We start from the raw sequence: 23,553 nt of genomic DNA, 5'->3' as shown, positions 1-23,553 counted from the left end.
TCCTAGCCTATCTTTTTGCGGATTCGGCTCGAAAGATCAAACCGCGCCGGGATAGTTCGGGCTTTCACGGGTGATCGTCACGTCATGGGCGTGGCTCTCACGCAGGCCGGCGCTGGAGATGCGCACGAAGGTGGCACGCTCCTGGAATTCCTTGATGTTGCTGCCGCCGACATAACCCATGGCGGCCCTCAGGCCACCGGCCAGCTGGTGCAGCACGCCGGAGACCGGGCCCTTGTAGGGCACCTGACCTTCGATGCCCTCAGGGACGAGCTTCAACGTGTCGCGCACTTCCGCCTGGAAATAACGGTCTGCCGAGCCGCGCGCCATGGCGCCAACGGAACCCATGCCGCGATAGGCCTTGAAGGAACGACCCTGATACAGGAACACTTCGCCCGGGCTTTCATCCGTGCCGGCCAGCAGCGAGCCGATCATGACGGCGGAAGCGCCGGCGGCGATGGCCTTGGCCAGGTCACCCGAGAACTTGATGCCGCCATCGGCGATAACAGGGATATCAGCGGCATTGGCCGCTTCAACCGAAGCCATGACAGCCGCGAGCTGCGGGACGCCGACGCCGGCGACGATGCGGGTGGTGCAGATGGAGCCGGGGCCGATACCGACCTTGACGGCATCCGCACCAGCATCGATCAGCGCCTTGGTGCCGTCAGCGGTGGCGACATTGCCGGCGATGATGCGAACCGAATTCGACATCTTCTTGACCTGCGCGACAGCATCGAGAACGCGCTGCGAATGGCCATGGGCGGTATCAACGACCAGAAGATCGACGCCGGCATCGATGAGGCGCTCGGCGCGCTCGATGGCATCAGCACCAACGCTGATGGCGGCGGCGGCGCGAAGACGGCCCTGCGCATCCTTGGTGGCATTGGGGTTGAGCTGCGACTTCTCGATATCCTTGACGGTGATGAGGCCGACGCAATTGCCCTTGGCATCCACAACCAGCAGCTTTTCGATGCGGTGCTTGTGCAGCAGGCGGCGGGCTTCCTGCTGGTCGACGCTGCTTTCCTTGACCGTGACCAGATTTTCGCGGGTCATCAGTTCGTAGATCTTCTGCTGCGGATCGGAGGCAAAGCGCACATCGCGGTTGGTCAGGATGCCGACGAGGCGGCCGTTCTTGTGGCCGCCGGAACCGCCGTTTTCAACGACCGGAATGCCGGAAATGCCGTGCGCCTTCATCAGCGCCTGCGCTTCTGCAAGCGTCGCATCGGGGCCGATGGTGACCGGGTTGACGACCATGCCGCTTTCGAACTTCTTCACCTGCCGCACTTCCTCGGCCTGCTCGATGGGGGTCAGGTTGCGGTGGATGACGCCGATGCCGCCGGCCTGGGCCATGGCGATGGCAAGGCGGCCTTCGGTGACCGTATCCATGGCGGAAGAGAGAATCGGCAAGTTGAGATCGATATCGCGGGCGATGCGGGTGGCGATATTCGTCTGTCCCGGCATGACTTCGGAATGTCCGGGTTGCAGCAACACATCGTCAAATGTGAGAGCGTCCAAACCAGTGGGTGTTTGAATGATGCGTGCCATGACCAAATTCCTTCATACTGAAAATGCGTGGCCGTTCCGGAACGAAAAGTTCACCCCGGCGGCCCTGCAAGGATTGCTTGGAAGTTGGCGAGGGCTGGTAACACGTTCATGACAGGAAGGGAATAGAAAAAACCCGGAATGACCTTCCGGGCTTCTTCTGTTGCTGCATTGCAGCAGACGTTGAATCGCGTCGTGTGGAACAAGGATCCACACGGCGCGCTTTAACTGCTTGTTTTTATGCATGTCGTCATCGCAAAACCGCTTAACACTTTTGCGCGACATGCATCATATGTCGAACTGGTAGGATTTCGGCACAAAACGATAACCCGTATCCAGCTTTTCCGCGTAACCGACAGAAGGGAAAGGCATATGGTAACCGAGGAAAGGCAACCGGTCGGTGGCGATCATGTCATAGACTTTTCTGCGGGTCGCGGCGGCAGCCGCCTTGTCCATGTCGAATTTCACCTCCCAGTCCGGCCTCTGTAGCGACAGGACGAAATGGTTAGCGGTATCCGCCGTGAGGATCAGCTGCTTGCCTTCCGATTCGACGCGGAAGATCATGTGTCCGGGCGAATGGCCAAACGCCGCAACGCCGGTGATGCCGGAGACCACATTGACGCCATCACCGATGAAGGTCGCCTTTTCCGCCAGCGGCTTGACGTTGGCAAGAACGCCCTTCTGCCCACCTTCGGCAGGGGTGCCTGCACGCTTCTCATCCGTCCAGAAATCATATTCCGCCTGGCCGAAGACATAACGCGCTTTCGAAAAAGCCGGCGCACCCTTTTCCATAAGGCCGCCAATATGGTCGCCATGCATATGGGTCAGCACCACCACGGTCACGTCCTCGGGCGTATAACCGGCCGCAGCCATGCCTTCGGTCAGGCGGCCATTACCTGCACCGCGGCCAGCCTCGCCGAAACCCGTGTCGAACAACACGAGATCGGAGCCGGTATTGATCAGAACCGGCGAGAAGGAATTGACGAACTGATCCTTCGGCAGAAAATTGTCTTCCAGCAATTTACCCACCGTCTCCGCCGACTGGTCCGTGCCGAAGGTCTCACCCGGATTGGGCGCGGCGCGCGAGCCGTCCTTGACGACCAGCACCTCGAAATTGCCGAGCTTGAAGCGGTTGGTTTCCGGTGGCATGGCGTGTTTTATCTCCATGGAGGTCTGCGGCTGGTTGGTCTGGGCGTTTGCGCCGCGCGCCATCAACAGCGGCGCGCCGAGAACGCTGGCGCCGGCCGCACCGATGAGGCCACGTCTGCTCATGCTCAAGGATTGGGTCATCATCTTGTCTCCGATATCGCCAACTGGCCGTGATCGCCAACTGATCCCACCCAACGGACAATAGAGCGAGAAAGTTGCAAGAAAACCGGCCTCACGCAGGTTTGATCGGAACTTGAGAAATTGATAATTAACGTGTTGGCAAGCCCGCCTATCAGGCGTAGGAGGAACGGCGATATCCCTTGTCGCAGCGGAAAGCCGCAGGCAGTCCCATGAATCGCATCATTCCCCTGATCCTCGCAGTCGCTCTCTTCATGGAGCAGATGGACTCCACCGTCATCGCCACCTCGCTCCCGGCGATTGCAAAAGACCTCCATGTCGGCCCGATCACGCTGAAGCTGGCGTTGACGGCCTATATGGTGGCGCTGGCGATCTTCATTCCCATCAGCGGCTGGATGGCCGACAAATACGGCGCGAAGAAAATCTTCCGTTTCGCTATCGGCGTTTTCGTGGTCGGGTCAATCTGCTGCGCGGTCTCGTCCTCGGTATTCGAATTCGTGCTGTCGCGTTTCCTGCAGGGCATGGGGGGAGCAATGATGACGCCCGTTGGCCGTCTCGTGCTGCTGCGCACGACCAAGCGCAGCGAACTCGTCTCCGCCATGGCGCTATTGACGATACCGGGGCTTGTAGGGCCGCTCACCGGCCCACCGATCGGCGGCTTCATCACCACCTATTTTTCATGGCACTGGATTTTCCTCATTAACGTGCCCATCGGCATCATCGGCATCTGGCTGTCGACGATCTTCCTGCCGGAAATCGAAACCACCAATCCACCGCCGATGGACGGCAAGGGGTTCGTTCTGTCCGGCATCGCCGCCTCGGGCGTCGTATTCGGCGTGTCGGTGGTCAGCCTTCCGGCCCTACCGCCCGCCATCGGTATCGCCTCGACGATCATCGGGTTTATCTGCGGTTTTCTTTACATGCGCCACGCCGCGCGCCACCCTGCCCCCATTCTGGATTTCCGCATTTTCCAGAACGCGACCTTCCGGGCGGCCTCCGTCGGCGGCACCGTTTTCCGCATTTCCACGGGCGCAATCCCCTTCCTGATGCCGCTGATGTTGCAGATCGGTTTCGGGCTCAACCCGTTCCAATCAGGCATGATCACCTTTGCCGGCGCCATCGGCGCTATCACCACGAAATTCATGGCCAAGCGGGTGTTTGCGGCAACGGGGTTTCGCTCGACACTGATCGGGGCCGGCGGCGTCGGCGCGTTCACGACGCTTGCCAACAGCTTTTTCACCCCGGAAACGCCCTATCCGCTGATCATGGTCTTCCTGGTCACGGCGGGATTTGCTCGATCCTTCTTCTTCACCGGATCGAATGCGCTGAGCTATTCCGATATCGAGGACAGCCAGGCCAGCCAGGCGACCTCGATGGCCTCGGTGCTGCAACAGATCAGCCTGGCGCTGGGCGTGGCTTTCGCCGCTTCTATTCTGGAAGTCAGCAGCATGATGTCAGGCACGCATCTGCAGCTTGCCGATTTCCACATCGCCTTTACGATCGTCGCGCTCGTCTCGCTGTTCGCCATCGTGCCGATCATCCGCATGGACGGCAATGCCGGGGCGGCCGTCTCCGGCCACCGCGGCAAGGTTTCGCAACCGGCGGAGTGATCAGTCGTCAGTCGCCTCTTCAGCGTCGGCATCGATTGCGGGCTCGTGTCTGCGGCCCTTGAAGTGCTTGGCAAGCAGGAACATCTCGACCGATTCCGAGCGTGACGACGCCGGCTTGATATGCAGAACCTGCTTGAAGTTCTTCTTCAGCATATCAAGCAATGCCTTTTCCGTGCCGCCCTGAAAGGTCTTGGCGAGGAAATGGCCGCCTTCCGCCAGCACCTGAACCGCGAAATCGGCAGCGACTTCGCACAGATGCATGGTGCGGATGTGGTCGGTCTTCTGGTGGCCCGTGGTTGGCGCTGCCATATCCGACAAGACCAGATCGGGCGTGCCGCCAACGGCTTCCATCAGCTGGTCGGGTGCGGTCGGGTCGAGGAAGTCGAGCTGCAGGATCTTCACGCCGGGGATCGGATCGATTTCGAGGAAATCGATGGCCGCGACGCGAATATCGTCCTCGGTCGAATCCGTCACCTTGGAGGCGATCTGCGACCAGCTTCCGGGTGCGGCACCAAGGTCGATGATGCGGGTCGCACCCTTCAGAATCTGATGCTTGTCGTTGATTTCCAAAAGCTTGAAGGCGGCGCGGGCGCGATAACCTTCCAGCTTGGCGCGCTGCACATAGGGGTCATTGATATGACGCTCCAGCCAGCGGCGCGACGAGGCCTTGAGCTTGGTCTTCTTGACCTTCTGGCCGATCTTGCGGCCGGTGCGATTGGTGCTTGTCGGCGCCTTGCTCATGTCAAACCTTCCGTTCTGTCCTGCCGTACCATCTGCATGCGCCTTATACGGTTGCGCCGCCATGCGCCGTCATCCGCCATCATATCCGTCAAAAGCCCTTCGCGCAGGCCACGATCGGCCACGCGCATGCGGCGGGCGGGCCAGCGGCGGCGAATGGCCTCGAGGATCGCGCAGCCGGCCAGAACCAGATCGGCCCTATCAGGCCCGATGCAGGCATTGGCGGCGCGGCCGGCGAAATCCCATGCCAGCAACTTGTCCTGCATGGCCGTTACCTCGGCATCGGAAAGCCAGAGGCCATCCACCTTGCGGCGATCATATCGCGGCAGATCGAGATGGACGCCCGCAAGCGTCGTAACCGTGCCCGAGGTTCCGATCAGATGAAAATCCTCATGATGCAATTGCGGCGCGAGCGGCGGGCAATGGAAGGCATCCAGCAGGCCTTCGACCTCTCGCACCATCGCCGCAAAAACATCCGGCGTCACATCGCGGCCACCGTGGCGTTCCGACAGCGTGACGACACCGACCGGCAGAGAGGTCCAATGGGTGATGTGATTGGCGAGCCGGTTCGAGCGGTTTTCACCGACCTTGATGACCGCGATTTCCGACGATCCACCCCCAATATCGAACAGCACGACGGAGCGCGCTTCACGCCCGACAAGCGATGCGCAGCCGGAGACCGCAAGCCGGGCTTCCGTCTCGCGGCTGATGATTTCGAGCTTCAGCCCCGTTTCCCGCGTGACGCGCGCCAGAAACTCCTCGCCATTGGAGGCGGCACGGCAGGCCTCGGTGGCGATGAGCCGCATGCGCCTGATCGGGCGTCCTGCAAGTTTCGAGGAGCAGACCTTGAGCGCTTCCACCGCGCGGTCCATCGCATCATCGGAAAGGCGGCCGCTCGATATCAGCCCCTCACCCAGTCGCACGATGCGCGAAAAGGCATCCACCACCCGGAACTGGCCGGGCCGTGTCGGCTGCGCGATCAGCAGGCGGCAATTATTGGTGCCGAGATCGAGCGCCGCGTACATATCCGCCGGCGGCTCCTGGCCATTCTCATACTGGCGACCTACATGGCGGGCGGAGATTTCGGATTGCGACCGGTGTGCTTCCTGTGCCGAGCCATTAGCACGGCCGTTCTGCTTGCCGACATGTTTCGGCGCATGGGTGGGAACCAGCGGACGGCCCTGCGGGTCACGACCGCGCGGATCGCGATGGCCGCGTTTGCGGTTACGCGATTTTCGCGGGCCACCGGGCGGCACGGAGGATGAATTTGCGCCATCGGGTACGGCTGGAGCCTGCACCTCTCCGTTGACGGCGGCCGCAGGCTGCTGAGACGTGCCTTTTCCGCGAGAGCGCCTGCGGCGCTTTCTCTTACGCGGCTCGGCGTCCGGCTCGAGAGCCGATACGTAGGAGGAACCGGCCGGAACATCTGCGGCAACATCATGCGACAGCACAACAGCGTCACGGGGCTTACCGTCACGCTTGTGTTTCTTGCCACGACGGGATCGCTTCGCTTTCCCTTTGTTCGCCACCGACGCCCCTTGTTCCGACGGCTTTGGGCCGTTTCCGGGGTCGATCACTGTCTTGTCCATTTCGCCGCGCACAAGCGTAGACGCTATGCTGCTGGCTTTCATAAGGTTTCGTTGGGTGGACAATACCAGCGCAGGCGATTTTAGCCAAATGGTTTTTGGCAGGCTGCACAGGGGAAGGGCTGATGCCTCGCCAAGTCTGAATAGGGATCGTCATGATCGCGACAATGATTTCCGGGGATTTTCGAAATCGGCAGGCGTGCCTGCCCGGCGTTGAGACTTGTGTGATCATCCGCAAGTCATGAACAGGCGCTGGTGTGGAGAGAATTTTCCCCTCTCCCGGTAAGTCCTTGTGACATATAAACTTACTGGGAGAGGGGAATGGTACGGTTGAGTGGGGTCGAACCACCGACCTCAGGTGCCACAAACCTGCGCTCTAACCAACTGAGCTACAACCGCACATGAAACGCCGAAGCGGCGTCACGGGGGGTGACATAAAAGGTGTTTCCCCCATTTGCAAGTGCCTCTTCGAATTTTGCGAAAAAAGGCTGCGAAAGGCAAGTGCTTTTCGATAGGGTGACTGAGAACGCGAAGCGGGAATGGGCCTGTTGATGTTAACTCTATTTGGCGATTCATCCACCGGGCGGTGGACCCGGCCGCGCTGTGAAGTTATTTAAAATTCTGTTAACGTGATGCCTGGCGGGTTTACGTTTTGCGGCTTCATGAGGAAGCCGAGAAGCCCGCAAGGTCCGGTAGTGCCAGAATAGGTTTCGACATGCCCGCCGTCCAGTATCCCTTTATCGATATAGCAGTGCATGAACGGGTGCGTGAAGGTTTCGGGCGCGGTGAGGCCATGGCGCTGTTTTCGCTCGATCTTCAAAATGTTCTCTGGGCCAATGGGCGTGGCGCTTCGCTGTTCGGCACGCCGATGGTTTACGATTTTCTGGAGCAAGGTCCCAAACGCCAGGATGTGACCTTCCGGCAATTGGCAGCCACGGCGGCGCGGCTTTCGAAAGCCGGAGACGGCCTGCCGTTTACCATTCGCATCACTTCGGGTTTCCGCAGCCTTGCCGTCACCGCCCGCGCGGAGATCATCGAAGCGGAACCCGGCCACCCGGCCATCCTGTTTTCCGCCCTCACCGATCAGGCCGCGCCCGACGTGGCCGAATGCGCCCGGCGCATGATCGAAGGGTTTGACGATCCGGATATTCATATGGCAGTCCTGAACGGTGACAATGAGATCATTGTCGCCTCTTCAGGCTTTTCGTCGCTCGGCATCACGCCGCATACCGCCCGCACGCTTGTCAAAATGGCCGCCGGCCAGTCCGGTCACCTCGTCAAACGCCCGGTTCCGACTGGTAAAGGTTATCTGCCCGCCGCCACCGGCCAGATCACGACATCGCCCGAACTGAACCTGCTGTTCGTGGTGGAAACCGCGCTCGGGACGCTCGATCCCGTCAATGGGTTTGCAGAAGACAGTGGTTTTTCCGAAGACAGGGGTTTTGCCGAAGAGAAGCCACAGGAAATCCCGGCCGCCGCCGAGCCCGCTTCTCCGGTTGCGGAGACGGCACCTGTTGTCGCCGCAACCACTTCTTTCGATTCTGTACTAGACGCCGTTGCGGACATCGAGGATGTGGAAGAGGTGCAGGAACTGCCGTCCGATTCCGAAGAGGACGTGGCAGCGGAACCGGATGAAGACAGCGTTCCGCTGATGCCGGAAGACACCGCGGAAGTACCGTCAGAGCTTCCCGTGCGGGATGCGGATGCCGCCGCCAATGTGGCGATGACCGACGACATTGCGGACCTATTCGAACTCGATGCCGATGAAGCGGCTGCACCCTCGATCCAGCGGACGGTCGCAGAGGATTATACCGTAGAGGTTCCGGCCACCGAAAGCGCAGTCGCGGACGAAGAAATCGCCGAAACCCCGGCAGCAGAAGCTGCGACGGCGGACGAGGACAGAGCGACCCAGGCAGACATCGGCACCGGCGAAGAATCACAGCCTTTCGTCTTTAATGCCGGTGCGCGCGCCTCCCGCTTTGTCTGGAAAATCGACGCCGAAGGGCGTTTCAGCTCGATTTCGCATGAATTTGCGGAAGCGGTGGGCGCTAAGGCGGCGGCCGTGGAAGGCATGGGCTTTGCCGATGTCGCGGCCCTGTTCAATCTCGACCCTGATGGCAAGATCCGCGAGCTTCTCGGCCGGCGTGACACCTGGTCGGGCAAGACGATCTACTGGCCGGTGGAAGGCACCTCGCTGATGGTGCCGATCGATCTCGCCGCCCTGCCCACCTATACGCGTGCGCGCGAATTTGACGGTTTCCGCGGTTTCGGCATCGTGCGCCTCGCGGATGCCACCGAAGACCCGCACGCCACAGGACTGACCTTCCTGAACAGCGAAGAGGCGGATTTGGCAGAGGTTTTGCCGCAGCCGTCCGCCGAAGATGAAAGCCATGAATTGCTGGCTTTTATCGATGAAGACGATGAGACCGACGACAATCCGCACGCAGCGCTGCCTGATGAACCGGCAGTAAGCGTCGATGTGGCAGACGACGCTACCAACGAGGTTCTGGCGGAAGAACTGCTTGATGATGAGACCTCGCTGGAGTTCGAAGCGCCAATAGCCGCGCCAGCGTCCGAACCATCCTATTCCGACAAGGTCGTCCATCTGGAGGAGCGCCGTTCGCGCTCCCGCGAGGGACTAACCGCTGGCGAGCAAGCCGCCTTCCGCGAAATTGGCCGGGCGCTCGCGCCGTCGGATATGGCGCCATCAGATACGGCATCGGAGGAAAAACACGAGGCGGATGCGGAAGGAATTTCCGCCGAGCCGGTCGTTGAGGATATCCAGCAAGACATCGCGCCGGAGACCGCCGAAAGCGCCTCTTCCGACACTGGCAACGACGCAGAAACAACTGAACCGGCGGAAGAAGACGATCTTTTTGCCGATTATGTTCGCGGAGAACAGCCCGCACCCGTTCGTACCACCGATGAAACTGCTTCTGACGAAAAGCAGGTGGCCACCACCGACGAGCATCCGGTTGCCGATCTCGCGGCCTCCATGGTGAGCCCGCCCGTTCGTGCCGCCAGTGCGCTGACGGCCGAGACGCTGGATCAGATGCCGGTGGCGCTTCTGGTGCATGCCGGTGACAGGCTGATCCACGCCAATCCCGACTTCCTGCGACTGACGGGTTACACCTCGCTGACTGAGCTGGAAGAGGTTGGCGGGCTGGAAGCACTGCTGCAGCGGCAGGAGCTGGAGGATATGCCTGACAATGAGGGCGGCATGGTCGTCGTCAGCGCCGAAAACGACATCATCCCGGTCAAGGCGCGGCTGCAGTCCATCCGTTGGGAAGAGACGAAGGCGCTGATGCTGTCGCTGGTTCCGCTGGAAGAAAAGCTGGCACCGGTTACGGCGGCCAATGAAAACACGGCGGAAAATCCCGAGGCAGGCAGCCTCTCCCTGTTGCAGGGCGAAATGGAAGAGCTGCATTCCATTCTGGAAACCGCCACCGATGGCGTGGTGCTTCTGGGCGACGACGGCGAAATCCGCTCGCTCAACCGGTCCGCCAGCGCGCTGTTCAATTATGATAATGGCGAAATCGCCGGCAAGCCCTTCGTGACGCTCTTTGCCCATGAGAGCCAGCGGGCCGTGCTCGACTATCTCTCCGGTCTCGCCAATAATGGTGTCGCCAGCGTGCTGAACGACGGCCGCGAAGTGATCGGCCGCGAGGCCTCCGGCGGTTTCCTGCCACTGTTCATGACCATCGGCCGGCTGAAATCCTCGCACGGCTATTGCGCCGTCATCCGTGACATCACCCAGTGGAAACGCACGGAAGAAGAGTTGCGCAACGCCAAGCGCGCGGCGGAAACCGCCAATGCGCACAAGACCGATTTCCTCGCGCGCGTCAGCCACGAAATCCGCACGCCGCTCAACGCCATCATCGGCTTCTCCGACATGATGGCGACCGAACGTTTCGGGCCGATCGGCAATCCGCGTTATGTGGAATATGCCAATGATATCGGCCGTTCGGGCCGGCATGTGCTCGATATCGTCAATGATCTCCTCGATATTTCCAAGATCGAGGCCGGGCAGATGGATGTGGATTTCATCGCCGTACCGCTCAATGAGACGGTCGCCGAGGCGGTCTCGCTGGTGCAGCCGCAGGCCAACAACCAGCGCGTCATCATCCGCACGGCGCTGGCGCAATCCGTGCCGCAGATCGTCGCCGACCTGCGCTCGATCAAGCAGATCGTGCTGAACATCCTGTCGAACGCCATCCGTTTCACGCCGTCGGGCGGCCAGATCGTCGTTTCCACGGCCTATGAGGCCAATGGCAGCGTTTCGCTGCGCATCCGCGACACGGGCATCGGCATGACGCGGGCGGAACTGGAGCAGGCGATGAAGCCGTTCCGGCAGGTGGCGTCGTCAGGCAAGCGCGTGCGGGGCGACGGCACCGGGCTTGGCCTGCCGCTGACCAAGGCCATGGTGGACGCCAACCGGGCGAATTTTTCCATCACCTCCACGCCGAATGAAGGCACGTTGGTGGAAATCACCTTTCCGTCGCAGCGGGTTCTTGCCAACTGAGGCCATGCGGGCGTAGCAATGCGGAAGCCGCCGACTGAAAGGCCAGCCGGTTAAGGCTTTCGCAAGACAGCAGGCCCGCATGCCCATGACCATTCCCCATGCAGCGACAAGACGCGTTTCAGTACTGCCGATCACGGCAGTCATCATCGCGGCCATTGCCGCCATGCCCATTCTGGCGATCTTCTGGCTGGCGCTGACCGGCAGCACGGAGGGGTGGCAGCATCTTCTCGCCAATGTTCTGCCACGCGCCGGGTTCCGCACCTTCATGTTGCTGGGGCTGACGGCCGCGACAACAGCCTTCTTCGGGATCGTCTGCGCCTGGCTCGTCACCACATTCGAATTTCCGCTGCGGCGGTTAGTGTCCGCGGCACTTGTGTTGCCGCTTGCGATCCCTTCCTATCTGGCGGCCTATGCGTTCGGTGAGTTTCTCGATTTCACCGGGCCGGTGCAGAGCGCCCTTCGCGCCGCCTTCGGTTACCACAGTATCCGTGACTACTGGTTTCCCGATATCCGCTCGCTCGGCGGTGCGGTGATCGTCCTGAGTTCGGTGCTTTACCCTTATGTCTATCTCTCGGCCCGCGCCGCTTTTTCGATGCAGGGGCGGTTTGCGGCCGAAGCGGCCCGTACGCTTGGCGCAAAGCCGCTGAATGTGTTCTTCTCCGTGCAATTGCCGATGGCGCGGCCGGCCATCGCCATCGGGCTGTCGCTGGTGCTGATGGAGACGCTGAACGATATTGGCGCCGTCGAATATCTCGGCGTCCAGACGCTCACCTTCACCATCTACGAGACCTGGCTCAATCGCGGTAATCTCGCCAATGCGACCCAGATCGCCGCCATCATCCTCATCATCGTCGGCGCGCTGATCGTCATTGAACGCAATGCCCGGGAAAAACAGCGCTTTGGCGCACCGAAGGCGACGAGCATGGCGCAGCGCCATCGGCTGAAGGCGCTCAATGGCTGGCGGCGCTGGTCCGCGAGCCTGTTCTGCTTTCTGCCGGTGGCGAGCGGCTTTTTCATTCCGGTTATCGTGCTGGGCAGCTACGCCGTGAAAAGGCTGGATGCACTGCTTCAACCCAAGCTTTTGAAAGCACTCGGACACAGCCTCGAAGTCTCGCTTTCCGCTGCCTTCGTGACGCTGATTGCCGCTTTCGTGTTTTCCTATGCCATCCGCACCGAGCGCTCGCGCATGTCAAAAGTGGCGGCGCGCTTTGGTTCCATGGGCTATGGCGTGCCGGGAACCGTGCTTGCCATCGGCGTCCTCATTCCGCTGGCAAGTCTCGATAATGGCGTTGACGGGTTCATCCGTTCCCATTTCGGCTTTTCCAGCGGGCTGCTTCTGTCAGGCACCGCCTTTGCCATCATCTATGCCCATGCCGTGCGTTTCATGACCATGGCGGAAGGCACGCTCGATGCCGGTTTCCATAAGCTCTCGCCGCATATCGACATGGCCTCCCGCACCCTTGGGCGCAACCGGGCGCAGACGCTGTTCAAGGTGCTTTTGCCGAATATGCGGCCGGCGGCGCTGACCGCCTTCCTTCTGGTCCTGATCGAATCCATGAAGGAACTGCCGGCCACCATCCTGCTCCGGCCTTTCGGTTTCAACACGCTCGCCACACTGGTTTATGAGGATGCGTCCCGTTCCAGGGTGCAGGATGCCGCCGTGCCCGCGATCATCATCATCTTGGCCGGGCTTATACCCGTGCTGCTCGTCTCGAAATCGATGGATCATCCGGAAAATCACTGAGAGGCATCGACAAGGCCATCAAAAAGAAAGGCGGCCTTTCGGCCGCCTGGATGAGTTGTGCTTTTTTCAACGAGAGAAGGGGACAATCTAGCCATACGGAAATTATCAAATCCCGGCCATCAAACATATGACGGCCCTGCGTTGAATTTACTTTCCGCCAACTCCCATTAACAAGCGGTTAAAACCAAAATCGATCAATTACCGACGAGAATTCCTATTCTGAGACCGTAAAGTGCCAAATCTAAATTACAGGTTCCTGATTTTATCGCGATTTCAACAGTAACGCGAAGAAATCAGGATGCTACTTTTGATCAGTTTCGCGCGGCCGCATGCTCGTCGCGCATCCGCTGCAATTCGGTGCGCTTGGAGGTAATGGAAGCGGCTATGACGCCGATGGTCACGAGACCGATCAGGATGGTGCAGATGGCATTGATTTCCGGCGTCACGCCCAAGCGAACCTGGGAATAAATCTTGATCGGCAGCGTCGTCGCACCCGGGCCGGTAGCAAAACTGGCGATCACGAGATCGTCGAGCGACAGGGTGAAGGCGAGCATCCAGCCGGCAATGACGGCGGGGAAGATCAGCGGCAGGGTAATGCGGAAGAAGGTCTTGACTGGCGGGCAGCCGAGGTCGAGCGCCGCCTCTTCAAGGCTGCGGTCGAAGGTCAACAGGCGTGACTGCACGACGATCGCCACATAACACATGGTGAAGGTGGTATGGGCGATGACGACAGTCCAGAAACCACGATCCACCCCGACAGCCACGAACAAAAGCAGCAGCGACAGGCCGGTGATGACCTCAGGCATGACGAGCGGCGCATAGATCATGCCGGAAAACAACACCCGGCCGGGGAACCGGGCAAAACGGGTGAGAGACAGCGCCGCCAGCGTTCCAAGGATGGTGCCGATGGTGGCGCTGAGGATACCGACACGCAACGTCACCCAGGCGGCATCCATCAGCCCCTGGTTCGACCACATGGATTTGTACCATTGCAGCGAAAAGCCGCCCCAGACGGTGACGAGCTTGGAGGCATTAAAGGAATAGATGATCAGGATGATGATCGGAATATAGAGGAAGGCAAAACCGAGCGTCAGGACCGTGGTATCGAATTTTCCGCGCTTCATGGCCTCACCCCACCTTCTTCTGCTGGTTCTGGAAGATGGCGATGGGCACCACCAGCAGGATCAGCAACAGCACGGCGACGGCGGATGCCAAGGGCCAGTCGCGATTGCCGAAGAATTCCGTCCACAGCGTCTTGCCGATCATCAGCGTCTGCGCGCCGCCGAGCAGGTCGGGAATGACGAATTCGCCCGTGATCGGAATGAAGCAGATCATCGCCCCGGCCACGACACCCGGCAGGGACAGTGGGAAGGTGATCTTCCAGAAGGCTTTCCAGGGCGGGCAACCCAGATCGGCGGCCGCTTCCAGAAGCGTATTGTCGAGTTTTTCCAGCGCCGAATAAAGCGGCAGCACCATGAAGGGCAGATAGGAATAAACGATGCCGATGAAGATCGCCGTTTCGGTACGGAAGATATTGACCTGCTGGTCGGGACCGAGAAACCCGAGCCACTGGAACAATACCGTCAGCAGGCCTTCCGGCTTCAGAATGCCGATCCAGGCGTAAACGCGGATCAGGAACGAGGTCCAGAACGGCAGGATCACCAGCATGACAAGCGTCGGGCGCACGGAGGATGGCGCACGCGCCATGGCCAGCGCCATGGGATAACCGATCAGCAGAAGCAGGAAGGTGGAGATGAAGGCGATGCGCAGCGACGACAGATAGGCTTCGATATAAAGCGGGTCTTCCGTGAGGAAGAGATAGTTCTCGAAATCCAGCTGCGAGAAAAATTCGCCGAGCTTCGAAAACCCTTCGAAAACAGGCGTATAGGGCGGCATGGAGATTGCCGTATCCGACAGCGAAATCTTGGCGATGATGAGAAAGGGCGCGGCGAAAAACAGCAGCAGCCAGAAATAGGGAACCGCAACGACCAGCCAGCGCCAGGGGCTTTGCCGGTTTTCAGGAGTGGTGATCGCCATGAAAGCCTCCCTCAGCGTGTCAGGACAAGCCCTGAATCCGGTTTCCAATTAAGCCACACCATATCCCCGAAAGTAATCGGACGATCGACGAGACGAGAGACATTCGCCTGCGCGGCGCGGATGACGCGGCCATCGGCGAGCTTGACGATGAAGACGGAGAAGTCGCCGAGATACCCGATGTCCCAGACTTCGCCATAGGCGGAATTGATGCTGCTGTCGGCGGGCTGGTCGAGCGAGATGCGGACCTTTTCCGGGCGAATGGCGTAAGCCACCTGGCTGCCGGTGGCCGCCGCGCATTCCTGCTCCACCGAAACCTTCAGCCCGTCGCAATCCAGCGTCACCACACCGGGCTTGCCGATATCGGAGGCATTGGCGACGACATTGGCGTCGAAAATATTGATGTCGCCGATGAAGTCCGCCACGTAGCGGGTATTCGGCGCTTCATAGATCTCGGCCGGCGTCGCCACCTGCACGACGTTGCCCTTGTCCATGACGGCGATGCGGTCCGACACCGTCATCGCCTCTTCCTGGTCATGGGTGACGATGAGGAAGGTGAGACCGAGATTGGTCTGGATATCCATCAGTTCGAACTGGGTTTCCTCGCGCAGCTTCTTGTCGAGCGCGCCGAGCGGTTCATCCAGCAGCAGCACCTTCGGCCGCTTGGCGAGCGAGCGTGCAAGCGCCACGCGCTGACGCTGGCCGCCGGAAAGCTGGCTCGGCTTGCGCCTGGCAAATTCCGTGAGCTTGACCAGTCGCAGCATTTCCTCGACGCGGGCAGCGATTTCCGCCTTGGGCAGGCCGTCCTGCTCGAGGCCGAAGGCAATGTTCTTTTCCACCGACATGTGCGGGAAAAGCGCATAGGACTGGAACATCATGTTGGTCGGGCGCTTATAGGGCGGCACGCCGGAAATATCCTTGCCCTGCAGCAGGATGCGGCCCTCGGTCGGCTCCTCGAAACCGGCCAGCATGCGCATCAGCGTGGTCTTGCCGCAACCGGAGGGACCGAGCAGCGAGAAGAATTCACGCTCGTAAATATCGAGCGTCAGATTGTTGACGGCGACAAAGTCGCCAAAACGTTTGGTAACGTTTTCAAATCGGATGAAGGGCACCGCATCGGGATTGTCCCAAGGGCTGAATTTGCGTTTGACCGGTCCGAGTGTCTTTGCCATGCCCGCCCCATTTCACCCAAGAATCAATCGACGACATCAAGGAGAAAGAGGGTGGACAGCGCCACCCTCTCCCAGGTCCGATCAGGTGCCGGTCTTTATCTGTGTCCAGACGCGGTTCAACACACGCTGTTCCTTCGGTCCGTAGGGCGAGATGGTGAAGAGCTTCTTCATCGTTTCCGGATCGGGATAGACCCCCGGGTTCTTCGCAACCGACGGATCCATCAGCGCCTGCGAGGGCAGGTTGCCGTTGGCGTATTGCACGTAGTCGGAAGCCTTGGCCGCGACTTCAGGCTTCATCATGTAGTTGATGAAGGCGTGGGCCTCGTCGACATTCTTGGCATCAGCCGGAATGGCGAAGCTGTCCATCCAGATATAGGTGCCTTCCTTGGGGATGACGTAATTCACTTCGACGCCGTTCTTGGCTTCCTCGGCGCGCGTTTTCGCCTGAAGGATATCGCCGGACCAGCCGATGGAGATGCAAATGTCGCCATTGGCGAGATCATTGATATAGGGCGACGAATTGAAGGTCTTCACAGAGGGGCGAATCTTAGAATAGACCTCGCCGCCCGCTTCCAGGTCGGCCGTCTCCTTGCTGTCGGGATTCTTGCCGATATAGTTCATCGCAATCGCGAATGTCTCGTCCGACGCGTCGAGAATGTTGATACCGCAGGATTTCAGCTTCTCGGCATTTTCCGGCTTGAACAGCACGTCCCAGCTATCAACAGGCACATCGCCGAGCGCGGCCTTCACCTTGGCGACGTTATAGCCGATGCCGGTGGTGCCCCACATGTAGTTGACGGCATATTCGTTGCCGGGGTCGTATTGCGCCAGACGTTCGGTGATTTCCGGCCACATGTTCTTGAGGTTCGGCAGCTTGGACTTGTCCAGCTTCTGGTAGACACCGGCCTTGATCTGCCGTGCCAGGAAAGGCGATGTCGGCGCCACGACGTCATAACCCGAGCTGCCGGCCAAAAGCTTGGTCTCCAGCACCTCGTTGCCGTCATAAACGTCGTAGACGACCTTGATTCCAGTTTCCTTGGTGAAGTCTTCAAGGATGACGGGATCGATATAATCCGACCAGTTATAGACGTGGACGACCTTCTCCTGGGCCATCGCCGAGCCTGCTGCAACGAGCGCGGTGGTGAGAGCCAAGGTCAGGCGGAGAGAACGGTTTTTCATGATGTCTCCTGTTAACGCATCCTCACGACGGAAGCGTGATCCCCTTTTTTGGGAGAGACTAGAAAGGAAAACAAAAGGGAGCAAGCGGGAAATGTGCAGCACAGCATTTTCAACCAAATGTGTTCCAGCCACAAAAAAGTGGATCGAAAGACCTACTGGAAGTCGAAAACACTGAGGCCGGTGACCATTTCATCCAACCCGAGCGGGCGCGTGAGCGGCGCTTCGGCGCGCGACAGGCAACCCTGCCTTTCGCACAGCCGGCATGAGGGGCCGATGGCGACGGGTGCAGCACCCGAAGCGGCCGGACCATAGACCGTTTCCGACGCCTGGCCGAGATCGCAGCCCAGAAGCACGGCCGTGCGCCTCACCCTTTCGCCGAAACCCGCCTGCGGGCCTTCCAGCGTGCGCGAAACCGTGAGGAAGGCATCTCCGTCAGGCATTTCCACGGCTTCCACCAGCACCTGCCCCGGCTGGGCGAAGGCGGCATGGATATTGAGCCGCGGACAGAGACCGCCGAATCGCGCCCTCGGGAAACCGCCAGCACCTGAGAGGCGGAAGCGGTTGCCGGCATTGTCGATCTCCATCAGGAAAAACGGAATTGCCGAGGCCGTCGGCCTTTGCAGGCTGACGAGCCGGTTAGCGGCCTGCTCGAACGACACGTTGAAACGCGACCGCAGAACATCGAGGTCATATTTCGCGCGCTGGGCGGCGGCGAGGAACGCACCATAGGGCATCATCAGCGCATGGGCGGCATAACGCGCCAGTTCGAAACGGGCGATGCGTCGCGCCTCCTCGCCTTTCAGGTTCAGCGCTTCCAGTTCCCCGCCGATCTCTTCGCGAAGCGCCAGAAGACAGGTCTCCATCGCCATTTCCCGGAGTTGATCCGGCTGCGACAGGCGCTCGGACAAAAACAGCCGCATGGAATGGCGGTCATAACGCCGCCTGAGATTGGGCATGGCGTGCACCGGCAGGGTTCTGACGACGATGCCGTGGTTTTTCTGTAGCCATGCGCGCAGACCGGAGGCGAGATCATCACCCACTGACAATTGTTTATGGAGTTCTTCTGCTGCCGCATCGATGGCGTGGAAATAGGCTGGCCGGTTTTCAAAGACGTGCCGGACCTCGTCGATCGGCAGGCGGGTGGAGGAGAGCGCCGTCTCATGTCCCTCCCGCGCCAGAAGATCGGAAAGGTCGGAAAGGCGCTGCGCCTGCTCCCGATAGGCCCGGTAAAGCTTGAGGACACCGCTTGCCGCATTGGGCGCGGCATCGGCAACCTCGATCAGCTCTTGCGGCGACGGCACTTCACCCGCCAGCAAAGGATCGGCGAAGACCTCACGCAACTGCCCGGCGGAACCGGCGCTTTCGCCCTGAAGGTCATCGAGATCGACCTTGTAGACCGAAGCGAGCTTCAAAAGTAGCTGCACCGTGAGCGGCCGCTGGTTGCGCTCGATGAGATTGAGGTAAGACGGCGAGATCGCCAGCGCCTCGGCCATGGCCGTCTGCGTCAATGCGAGCCCATTGCGAATACGGCGCACCCGCGGGCCTGCAAAAATCTTGTTTTCCGACACAGCGTCGCCCCTCCATCCCGTCAACTCATACAAGTCTGTTACAAACTCGACAGCTCAAAAGTTTTTACAAAATTTACAAATTTACAGCTCCACCCTGTCACGCACCCTACAGGATAACCTCTTTCAAGTCACTGTTTTTATGTTTGTTCTGGCGCTCAAATCTCCAAAAATGTAAATGTAGTCACATCGAACGGCGCCACACGAAGTTCACGGCAGTCCGTTTCAAAAACCGCATTTGTCATGGGAGAGAGAAGTATGACGGATTTTTACAAACTTGTTCCGGGTGCACCGCAGGGACGTTTTGACGGCATTGAGCGCACCTACACCGCCGCCGACGTGGAGCGGTTGCGCGGCTCCGTCGAAATCCGCCATTCGCTGGCCGAGATGGGTGCGAACCGGCTGTGGAAGCTGATCAACGAGGAGAATTTCGTCAATGCGCTCGGTGCGCTCTCCGGCAATCAGGCCATGCAGATGGTTCGCGCCGGGCTGAAGGCGATCTATCTTTCCGGCTGGCAGGTTGCGGCTGACGCCAACACGGCCTCGGCCATGTATCCGGACCAGTCGCTTTACCCGGCCAATGCGGCACCTGAGCTTGCAAAGCGCATCAACCGCACCTTGCAGCGCGCCGACCAGATCGAGACGGCGGAGGGTAAGGGTCTTTCGGTCGACACCTGGTTTGCGCCGATCGTTGCCGATGCGGAGGCCGGTTTCGGCGGGCCGCTCAATGCCTTCGAGATCATGAAGGCCTTCATCGAGGCGGGCGCGGCGGGCGTTCACTATGAGGATCAGCTGGCATCGGAAAAGAAGTGCGGCCATCTCGGCGGCAAGGTTCTGATCCCGACGGCGGCGCATATTCGCAACCTGACGGCGGCGCGACTTGCGGCTGATGTCATGGGTGTACCGACACTGGTCATCGCCCGCACTGATGCGGAGGCGGCCAAGCTTCTGACCTCCGATATCGACGAGCGCGACCAGCCCTTCGTGGATTACGATGCCGGCCGCACCGTCGAGGGCTTCTATCAGGTCAAGAACGGTCTTGAACCCTGCATCGCCCGCGCGGTTGCCTATGCGCCCTATTGCGACCTGATCTGGTGCGAAACATCAAAGCCGGATCTCGAACAGGCACGCAGGTTTGCGGAAGGCGTGCACAAGGTGCATCCCGGCAAGAAGCTCGCTTACAATTGCTCGCCGTCGTTCAACTGGAAAAAGAACCTCGACGACGCGACGATTGCCAAGTTCCAGCGCGAGCTGGGGGCGATGGGCTACAAGTTCCAGTTCATTACGCTGGCCGGTTTCCACCAGCTGAATTTCGGCATGTTCGAACTGGCGCGCGGTTACAAGGACCGGCAGATGGCGGCCTATTCCGAGCTTCAGGAAGCGGAATTCGCAGCCGAGGTTAACGGTTACACCGCCACCAAGCACCAGCGCGAAGTCGGCACCGGCTATTTCGACGCCGTGTCTCTGGCGATCTCGGGCGGCACGTCGTCCACCACAGCCATGAAGGAATCCACCGAGCACGACCAGTTCCGCCCGGCGGCTGAATAAATCGAGAAACAGCCCTTCCCGGCGACCGCCAGAGACCGGGAAGGGCTTGCAAATCGCATCAAGAACCCCAACCAATAAAGAGAGGAGAAATGCCATGAATGCCCATAACCCCATCAAGACCCACGTCAAGGAACGCGCCGAGGAACAGTCCTCCGCCATGACGCAGGATCAGCAGGCCGCCATCCGCATGCTGGCCAATGATCTGCACCGCCTTAACCAGGCCGTCATGAAAGCCGTCGAGGCTGGCGTTTCCGTCGAGCTCGTCCGCTCGGCCCGCCACCACGGCGGCGGCGGCAACTGGGGCGATCTTTTGATCCCCGTTATCGTCGCGCAGGGAAGTGCCGCCGCCTGAATGGCAGCCATTCTTTCATGCCGGGCGGCTCTTGCGCCCGGCATAAAGATCGGAATGCCCCTTGATGAGACGGGTCATCCGATCCGCCACCGTCCTGATATCGCGGCGGTGGCGATCGTCATTGTTCATGACGATCCATTGATTGTGGCGGAGTATTTCAATTTCGCCGCCTTCACGAAGAAGCCGCGCATCCGCATCGCCCACGAAACAGGGAAGCACGGCGATGCCTGCCCCGGCCAGCACCAGATCGAGCAGCGCCACCGGCCGGTTTACCGTCACCGCGATATCGCTGCGGCGGTTGTCATGCGGCCAGCGCAGATAGGTGGAAATGGCGCTATCTTCCGCCACCGCCAGCCAGCGGTCGGCAACGGCGGCAGCAGCATTGCGCAGCCTGTAGGGCGCATAGGCCACCTCCCCCGTCCTGATGGCGGCAAGGTTCTTTTCCTGCGGCTCGAAAGCGCGGATGCCGATGTCGTTCTCGCGATGCGCCAGAGACGCCCTCTGTTCGGCAATGAAAAGATCGATGCGGAAATCATCGCGGTCAGTGCAGATGGCGGAGAAATTCCCCGTCAACAGCCAGGCATTCCAGGTGCCGACGGCAATGCGCACGGTGGAAGAGGCCGACGACGCCTTCTGCCATCCCTCGATATCCTTGGCCGCATTTTCCATTGCCTGAAGCCGGTCGAACAGCGCACGGCCATCCGCCGTCAGGGCGTATCCGGTCTGGCTGCGCTGAAACAGGGCCTTGCCGATGCGCTCCTCCAGCTCGACCATGCGTCGCCCCACGGTCGCGGGGCTCAAACCGGTCAGCGCGGCAGCACCCGTCAGGCCGCCACTGCGTGACACGTCGAGGAAAAGTTGATAGGAATCCCAGGTGACGTTTTTCATCGGTGAAAAACGTAGCGCATTTTCTTGCGCAGATAAATCAAAAAACGGCGTGCATCATGGCCCTCCGCATTCAGAAGGAGAGCGAACATGCACGCGATTTTTGCAGCACTGGCCATCATTGACAATCAGAAGCCGCGCACGCGGCGCGAAGCCATTCTACAGGAAGAGAAATTTTATGCCGATATGGCCTCGGCATCGCGGCCGTCGCGGTTTTTCAGCGGGCTTATCCGCTTAATGAAGGCGAAGAACCGCCGATCAGTAAAACAGAGCGATCAGAGCCGCGAGAGCGCCAGCTGCGATGATGCTGAGGCGAAAGGCCAACTGCCTGCTCCCGCTTTCGGCGCGGGCGATGGCAATGGCGCGAGGGCGGCGATGTGCTGTTCTGTTCATGCGCGGGCTCCTGACGAAAAACTCAACCGACCCATGCCCTGTTAAGAGCCTCCAGCACGACATCATGTGCAGTGGGATCACTGGGTGACCCTGCTTTGCTGGCATTTGATCAGGATGACCCCAGGCACATTAACAAGGTGTTAACGGGCACGGTTTCAGGCGAATTCACCTGCCGCCTGCCCGGAGGCCCAGGCCCACTGGAAATTATAGCCGCCGAGCCAGCCGGTCACATCAACACATTCGCCAATGAAATAGAGGCCTGGCACGGACTTCGCCGCCATGCTGCGGGAATCGAGGCCGCTCGTGTCCACACCGCCGAGCGTGACTTCCGCCGTTCGGTAGCCTTCGGACCCGGCAGGCTTGATCTGCCAGTCCTGCACCTCACCCGCCAGCTTTGCGAGAACCTTGTCGGACATATCGGCGAGATTGCCGGTGACACCGGATTGCTCGACCACATGTTGGGCGAGCCGCTTCGGCAGGATTTCGGAAAGAGCCGTCTGGGCCGACTGGCGGCCATTCTTCTGTTTTGCTTGCCTCAGCAGCGCCACAATATCGCGCGCCGGCTCCAGTTTCAGGCGGATGGCATCGCCTTCCCTCCAATAGGAGGAGATTTGCAGGATGGCGGGGCCGCTCAAACCGCGATGGGTGAACAGCAGCGCTTCCTCAAACGACGTCTTGCCATGGGAAACCTCGGCCGGAACCGCGACGCCGGCAAGCGGGCTCAGCCGTTCCAGCGAAGCGGGATCGAGCGTCAGCGGCACGAGGCCGGGTCGCGTCTCGACAAGCGACAAGCCGAATTGTTCGGCAATCTGGTAGGCAAAGCCGGTCGCGCCCATTTTCGGGATTGACTTGGCTCCCGTTGCGACGACGAGGCTTTCCGCCTCGATGACGCCGCCTGAGGTCGTCACGCGAAAACGGCCACCATCATGGGTGACGGCCGAGACTGATGTTTCGAGCCGCAGCTTCGCATTCACCGCCTGCATTTCGCCAAGCAGCATGCGGATGATGTCCTTGGCGCTGTCATCGCAGAAGAGCTGGCCGAGTGTCTTTTCGTGCCAGGCGATACGGTGTTTTTCGACGAGAGCGATGAAATCGCGCGGCGTATAGCGGGCGAGCGCGGATTTGGCGAAATGCGGGTTGGCGGAGAGATAATTCTTCGGCCCGGCATGAATATTGGTGAAGTTGCAGCGGCCACCGCCGGAAATGCGGATCTTTTCACCCGGTGCCTTGGCGTGGTCGAGAATGACGACGGAGCGGCCGCGCTTTCCGGCGCGGATGGCGCACATCATGCCGGCAGCGCCCGCCCCCAAAATCAGCACGTCACATTTCTCTGTCATCATTCCATCCGATCCGTTTCCTTTCCTCTTTTCCAAGTGCCGCCGCTTGTCAATGGCGCTTT

17 protein-coding genes and 1 tRNA gene are annotated in these 23,553 nt (G+C 60.2%); 6 read left to right on the top strand and 12 right to left on the bottom strand.

The annotated features are described in order from the left end of the window. Positions 1-36: 36 nt before the first annotated feature. Complete coding sequence (guaB, locus tag CFBP5499_RS02085) at positions 37-1,542, bottom strand: IMP dehydrogenase (protein ID WP_080826012.1); 1,506 nt, start codon at positions 1,540-1,542, stop codon at positions 37-39. Between the two features lie 285 nt (positions 1,543-1,827). Continuing rightward, a complete protein-coding gene (locus CFBP5499_RS02075; RefSeq protein WP_175416753.1) occupies positions 1,828-2,829 on the bottom strand; it encodes an MBL fold metallo-hydrolase in 1,002 nt (333 codons plus the stop codon). A gap of 209 nt (positions 2,830-3,038) precedes the next feature. On the opposite strand from CFBP5499_RS02075, the gene CFBP5499_RS02070 reads away from it, so the two are divergent. Beyond that, positions 3,039-4,436, top strand: coding sequence for an MDR family MFS transporter (locus CFBP5499_RS02070; protein ID WP_080826015.1), 1,398 nt, complete (start codon positions 3,039-3,041; stop codon positions 4,434-4,436). Here CFBP5499_RS02070 and CFBP5499_RS02065 read toward each other — a convergent pair whose 3' ends face one another. From CFBP5499_RS02065 to CFBP5499_RS02055, 3 genes are all read right to left on the bottom strand, one after another. After that, positions 4,437-5,177, bottom strand: coding sequence for an RlmE family RNA methyltransferase (locus tag CFBP5499_RS02065; protein WP_080826017.1), 741 nt, complete (start codon positions 5,175-5,177; stop codon positions 4,437-4,439). Then, entirely contained in the window at positions 5,174-6,805 is a 1,632-nt protein-coding gene (locus CFBP5499_RS02060; protein WP_175416583.1) for a Ppx/GppA phosphatase family protein, read from the bottom strand. The genes CFBP5499_RS02065 and CFBP5499_RS02060 overlap by 4 nt, the downstream gene beginning before the upstream one ends. Positions 6,806-7,082: 277 nt before the next feature. Continuing rightward, a tRNA-His gene (locus tag CFBP5499_RS02055) sits at positions 7,083-7,159 on the bottom strand. A 316-nt stretch (positions 7,160-7,475) separates the two neighbouring features. Between CFBP5499_RS02055 and CFBP5499_RS02050 the strand changes: the two genes are divergently transcribed. After that, positions 7,476-11,282 (top strand): ATP-binding protein, encoded by a 3,807-nt coding sequence (locus CFBP5499_RS02050; RefSeq protein ID WP_080826023.1) that lies wholly within the window; start codon positions 7,476-7,478, stop codon positions 11,280-11,282. Between the two features lie 79 nt (positions 11,283-11,361). Continuing rightward, positions 11,362-13,026, top strand: a complete 1,665-nt coding sequence (locus CFBP5499_RS02045) for an ABC transporter permease (protein ID WP_175416582.1) — start codon at positions 11,362-11,364, stop codon at positions 13,024-13,026. 311 nt (positions 13,027-13,337) lie between these two features. Here CFBP5499_RS02045 and CFBP5499_RS02040 read toward each other — a convergent pair whose 3' ends face one another. The 5 genes from CFBP5499_RS02040 to CFBP5499_RS02020 all read right to left on the bottom strand — a co-directional run bounded on the left by CFBP5499_RS02040 (position 13,338) and on the right by CFBP5499_RS02020 (position 18,979). Then, complete coding sequence (locus tag CFBP5499_RS02040; RefSeq protein WP_080826026.1) at positions 13,338-14,150, bottom strand: ABC transporter permease; 813 nt, start codon at positions 14,148-14,150, stop codon at positions 13,338-13,340. Positions 14,151-14,154: 4 nt separating this feature from the next. Further along, positions 14,155-15,063: an ABC transporter permease subunit gene (locus CFBP5499_RS02035; RefSeq protein ID WP_080826028.1), complete on the bottom strand. Its 909-nt coding sequence runs from the start codon at positions 15,061-15,063 to the stop codon at positions 14,155-14,157. 11 nt (positions 15,064-15,074) lie between these two features. Then, the gene (locus CFBP5499_RS02030) at positions 15,075-16,232 is read right to left on the bottom strand and encodes an ABC transporter ATP-binding protein (protein WP_080826031.1); all 1,158 of its coding nucleotides are present in this window, start codon (positions 16,230-16,232) and stop codon (positions 15,075-15,077) included. Between the two features lie 81 nt (positions 16,233-16,313). Beyond that, positions 16,314-17,411: a polyamine ABC transporter substrate-binding protein gene (locus CFBP5499_RS02025; protein WP_080826033.1), complete on the bottom strand. Its 1,098-nt coding sequence runs from the start codon at positions 17,409-17,411 to the stop codon at positions 16,314-16,316. A 152-nt stretch (positions 17,412-17,563) separates the two neighbouring features. Next, a complete protein-coding gene (locus tag CFBP5499_RS02020; protein WP_080826036.1) occupies positions 17,564-18,979 on the bottom strand; it encodes a helix-turn-helix domain-containing protein in 1,416 nt (471 codons plus the stop codon). A 255-nt stretch (positions 18,980-19,234) separates the two neighbouring features. Between CFBP5499_RS02020 and aceA the strand changes: the two genes are divergently transcribed. Together aceA and CFBP5499_RS02010 are read left to right on the top strand one after the other, a co-directional pair. After that, positions 19,235-20,524 carry an isocitrate lyase gene (gene aceA / locus CFBP5499_RS02015; protein ID WP_080826038.1) on the top strand — a complete coding sequence of 430 codons (1,290 nt, stop codon included), beginning with the start codon at positions 19,235-19,237 and terminating at the stop codon, positions 20,522-20,524. A gap of 94 nt (positions 20,525-20,618) precedes the next feature. After that, positions 20,619-20,876: a hypothetical protein gene (locus CFBP5499_RS02010; protein ID WP_003493954.1), complete on the top strand. Its 258-nt coding sequence runs from the start codon at positions 20,619-20,621 to the stop codon at positions 20,874-20,876. 15 nt (positions 20,877-20,891) lie between these two features. On the opposite strand, the gene CFBP5499_RS02005 is transcribed toward CFBP5499_RS02010, so the two are convergent. After that, the gene (locus CFBP5499_RS02005; protein ID WP_080826040.1) at positions 20,892-21,764 is read right to left on the bottom strand and encodes a LysR family transcriptional regulator; all 873 of its coding nucleotides are present in this window, start codon (positions 21,762-21,764) and stop codon (positions 20,892-20,894) included. Between the two features lie 87 nt (positions 21,765-21,851). Here CFBP5499_RS02005 and CFBP5499_RS02000 point away from each other — a divergent pair, with 87 nt between their 5' ends. Continuing rightward, the gene (locus tag CFBP5499_RS02000; RefSeq protein WP_080826042.1) at positions 21,852-22,199 is read left to right on the top strand and encodes a hypothetical protein; all 348 of its coding nucleotides are present in this window, start codon (positions 21,852-21,854) and stop codon (positions 22,197-22,199) included. A gap of 110 nt (positions 22,200-22,309) precedes the next feature. On the opposite strand, the gene CFBP5499_RS01995 is transcribed toward CFBP5499_RS02000, so the two are convergent. Further along, positions 22,310-23,494, bottom strand: coding sequence for an NAD(P)/FAD-dependent oxidoreductase (locus CFBP5499_RS01995; RefSeq protein ID WP_080826044.1), 1,185 nt, complete (start codon positions 23,492-23,494; stop codon positions 22,310-22,312). Positions 23,495-23,553: the final 59 nt, after the last annotated feature.

The sequence above is a fragment of the Agrobacterium tumefaciens genome, from assembly GCF_005221325.1.
Lineage (GTDB): Bacteria > Pseudomonadota > Alphaproteobacteria > Rhizobiales > Rhizobiaceae > Agrobacterium.
This window is presented reverse-complemented; position numbering and strand designations above follow the sequence as displayed.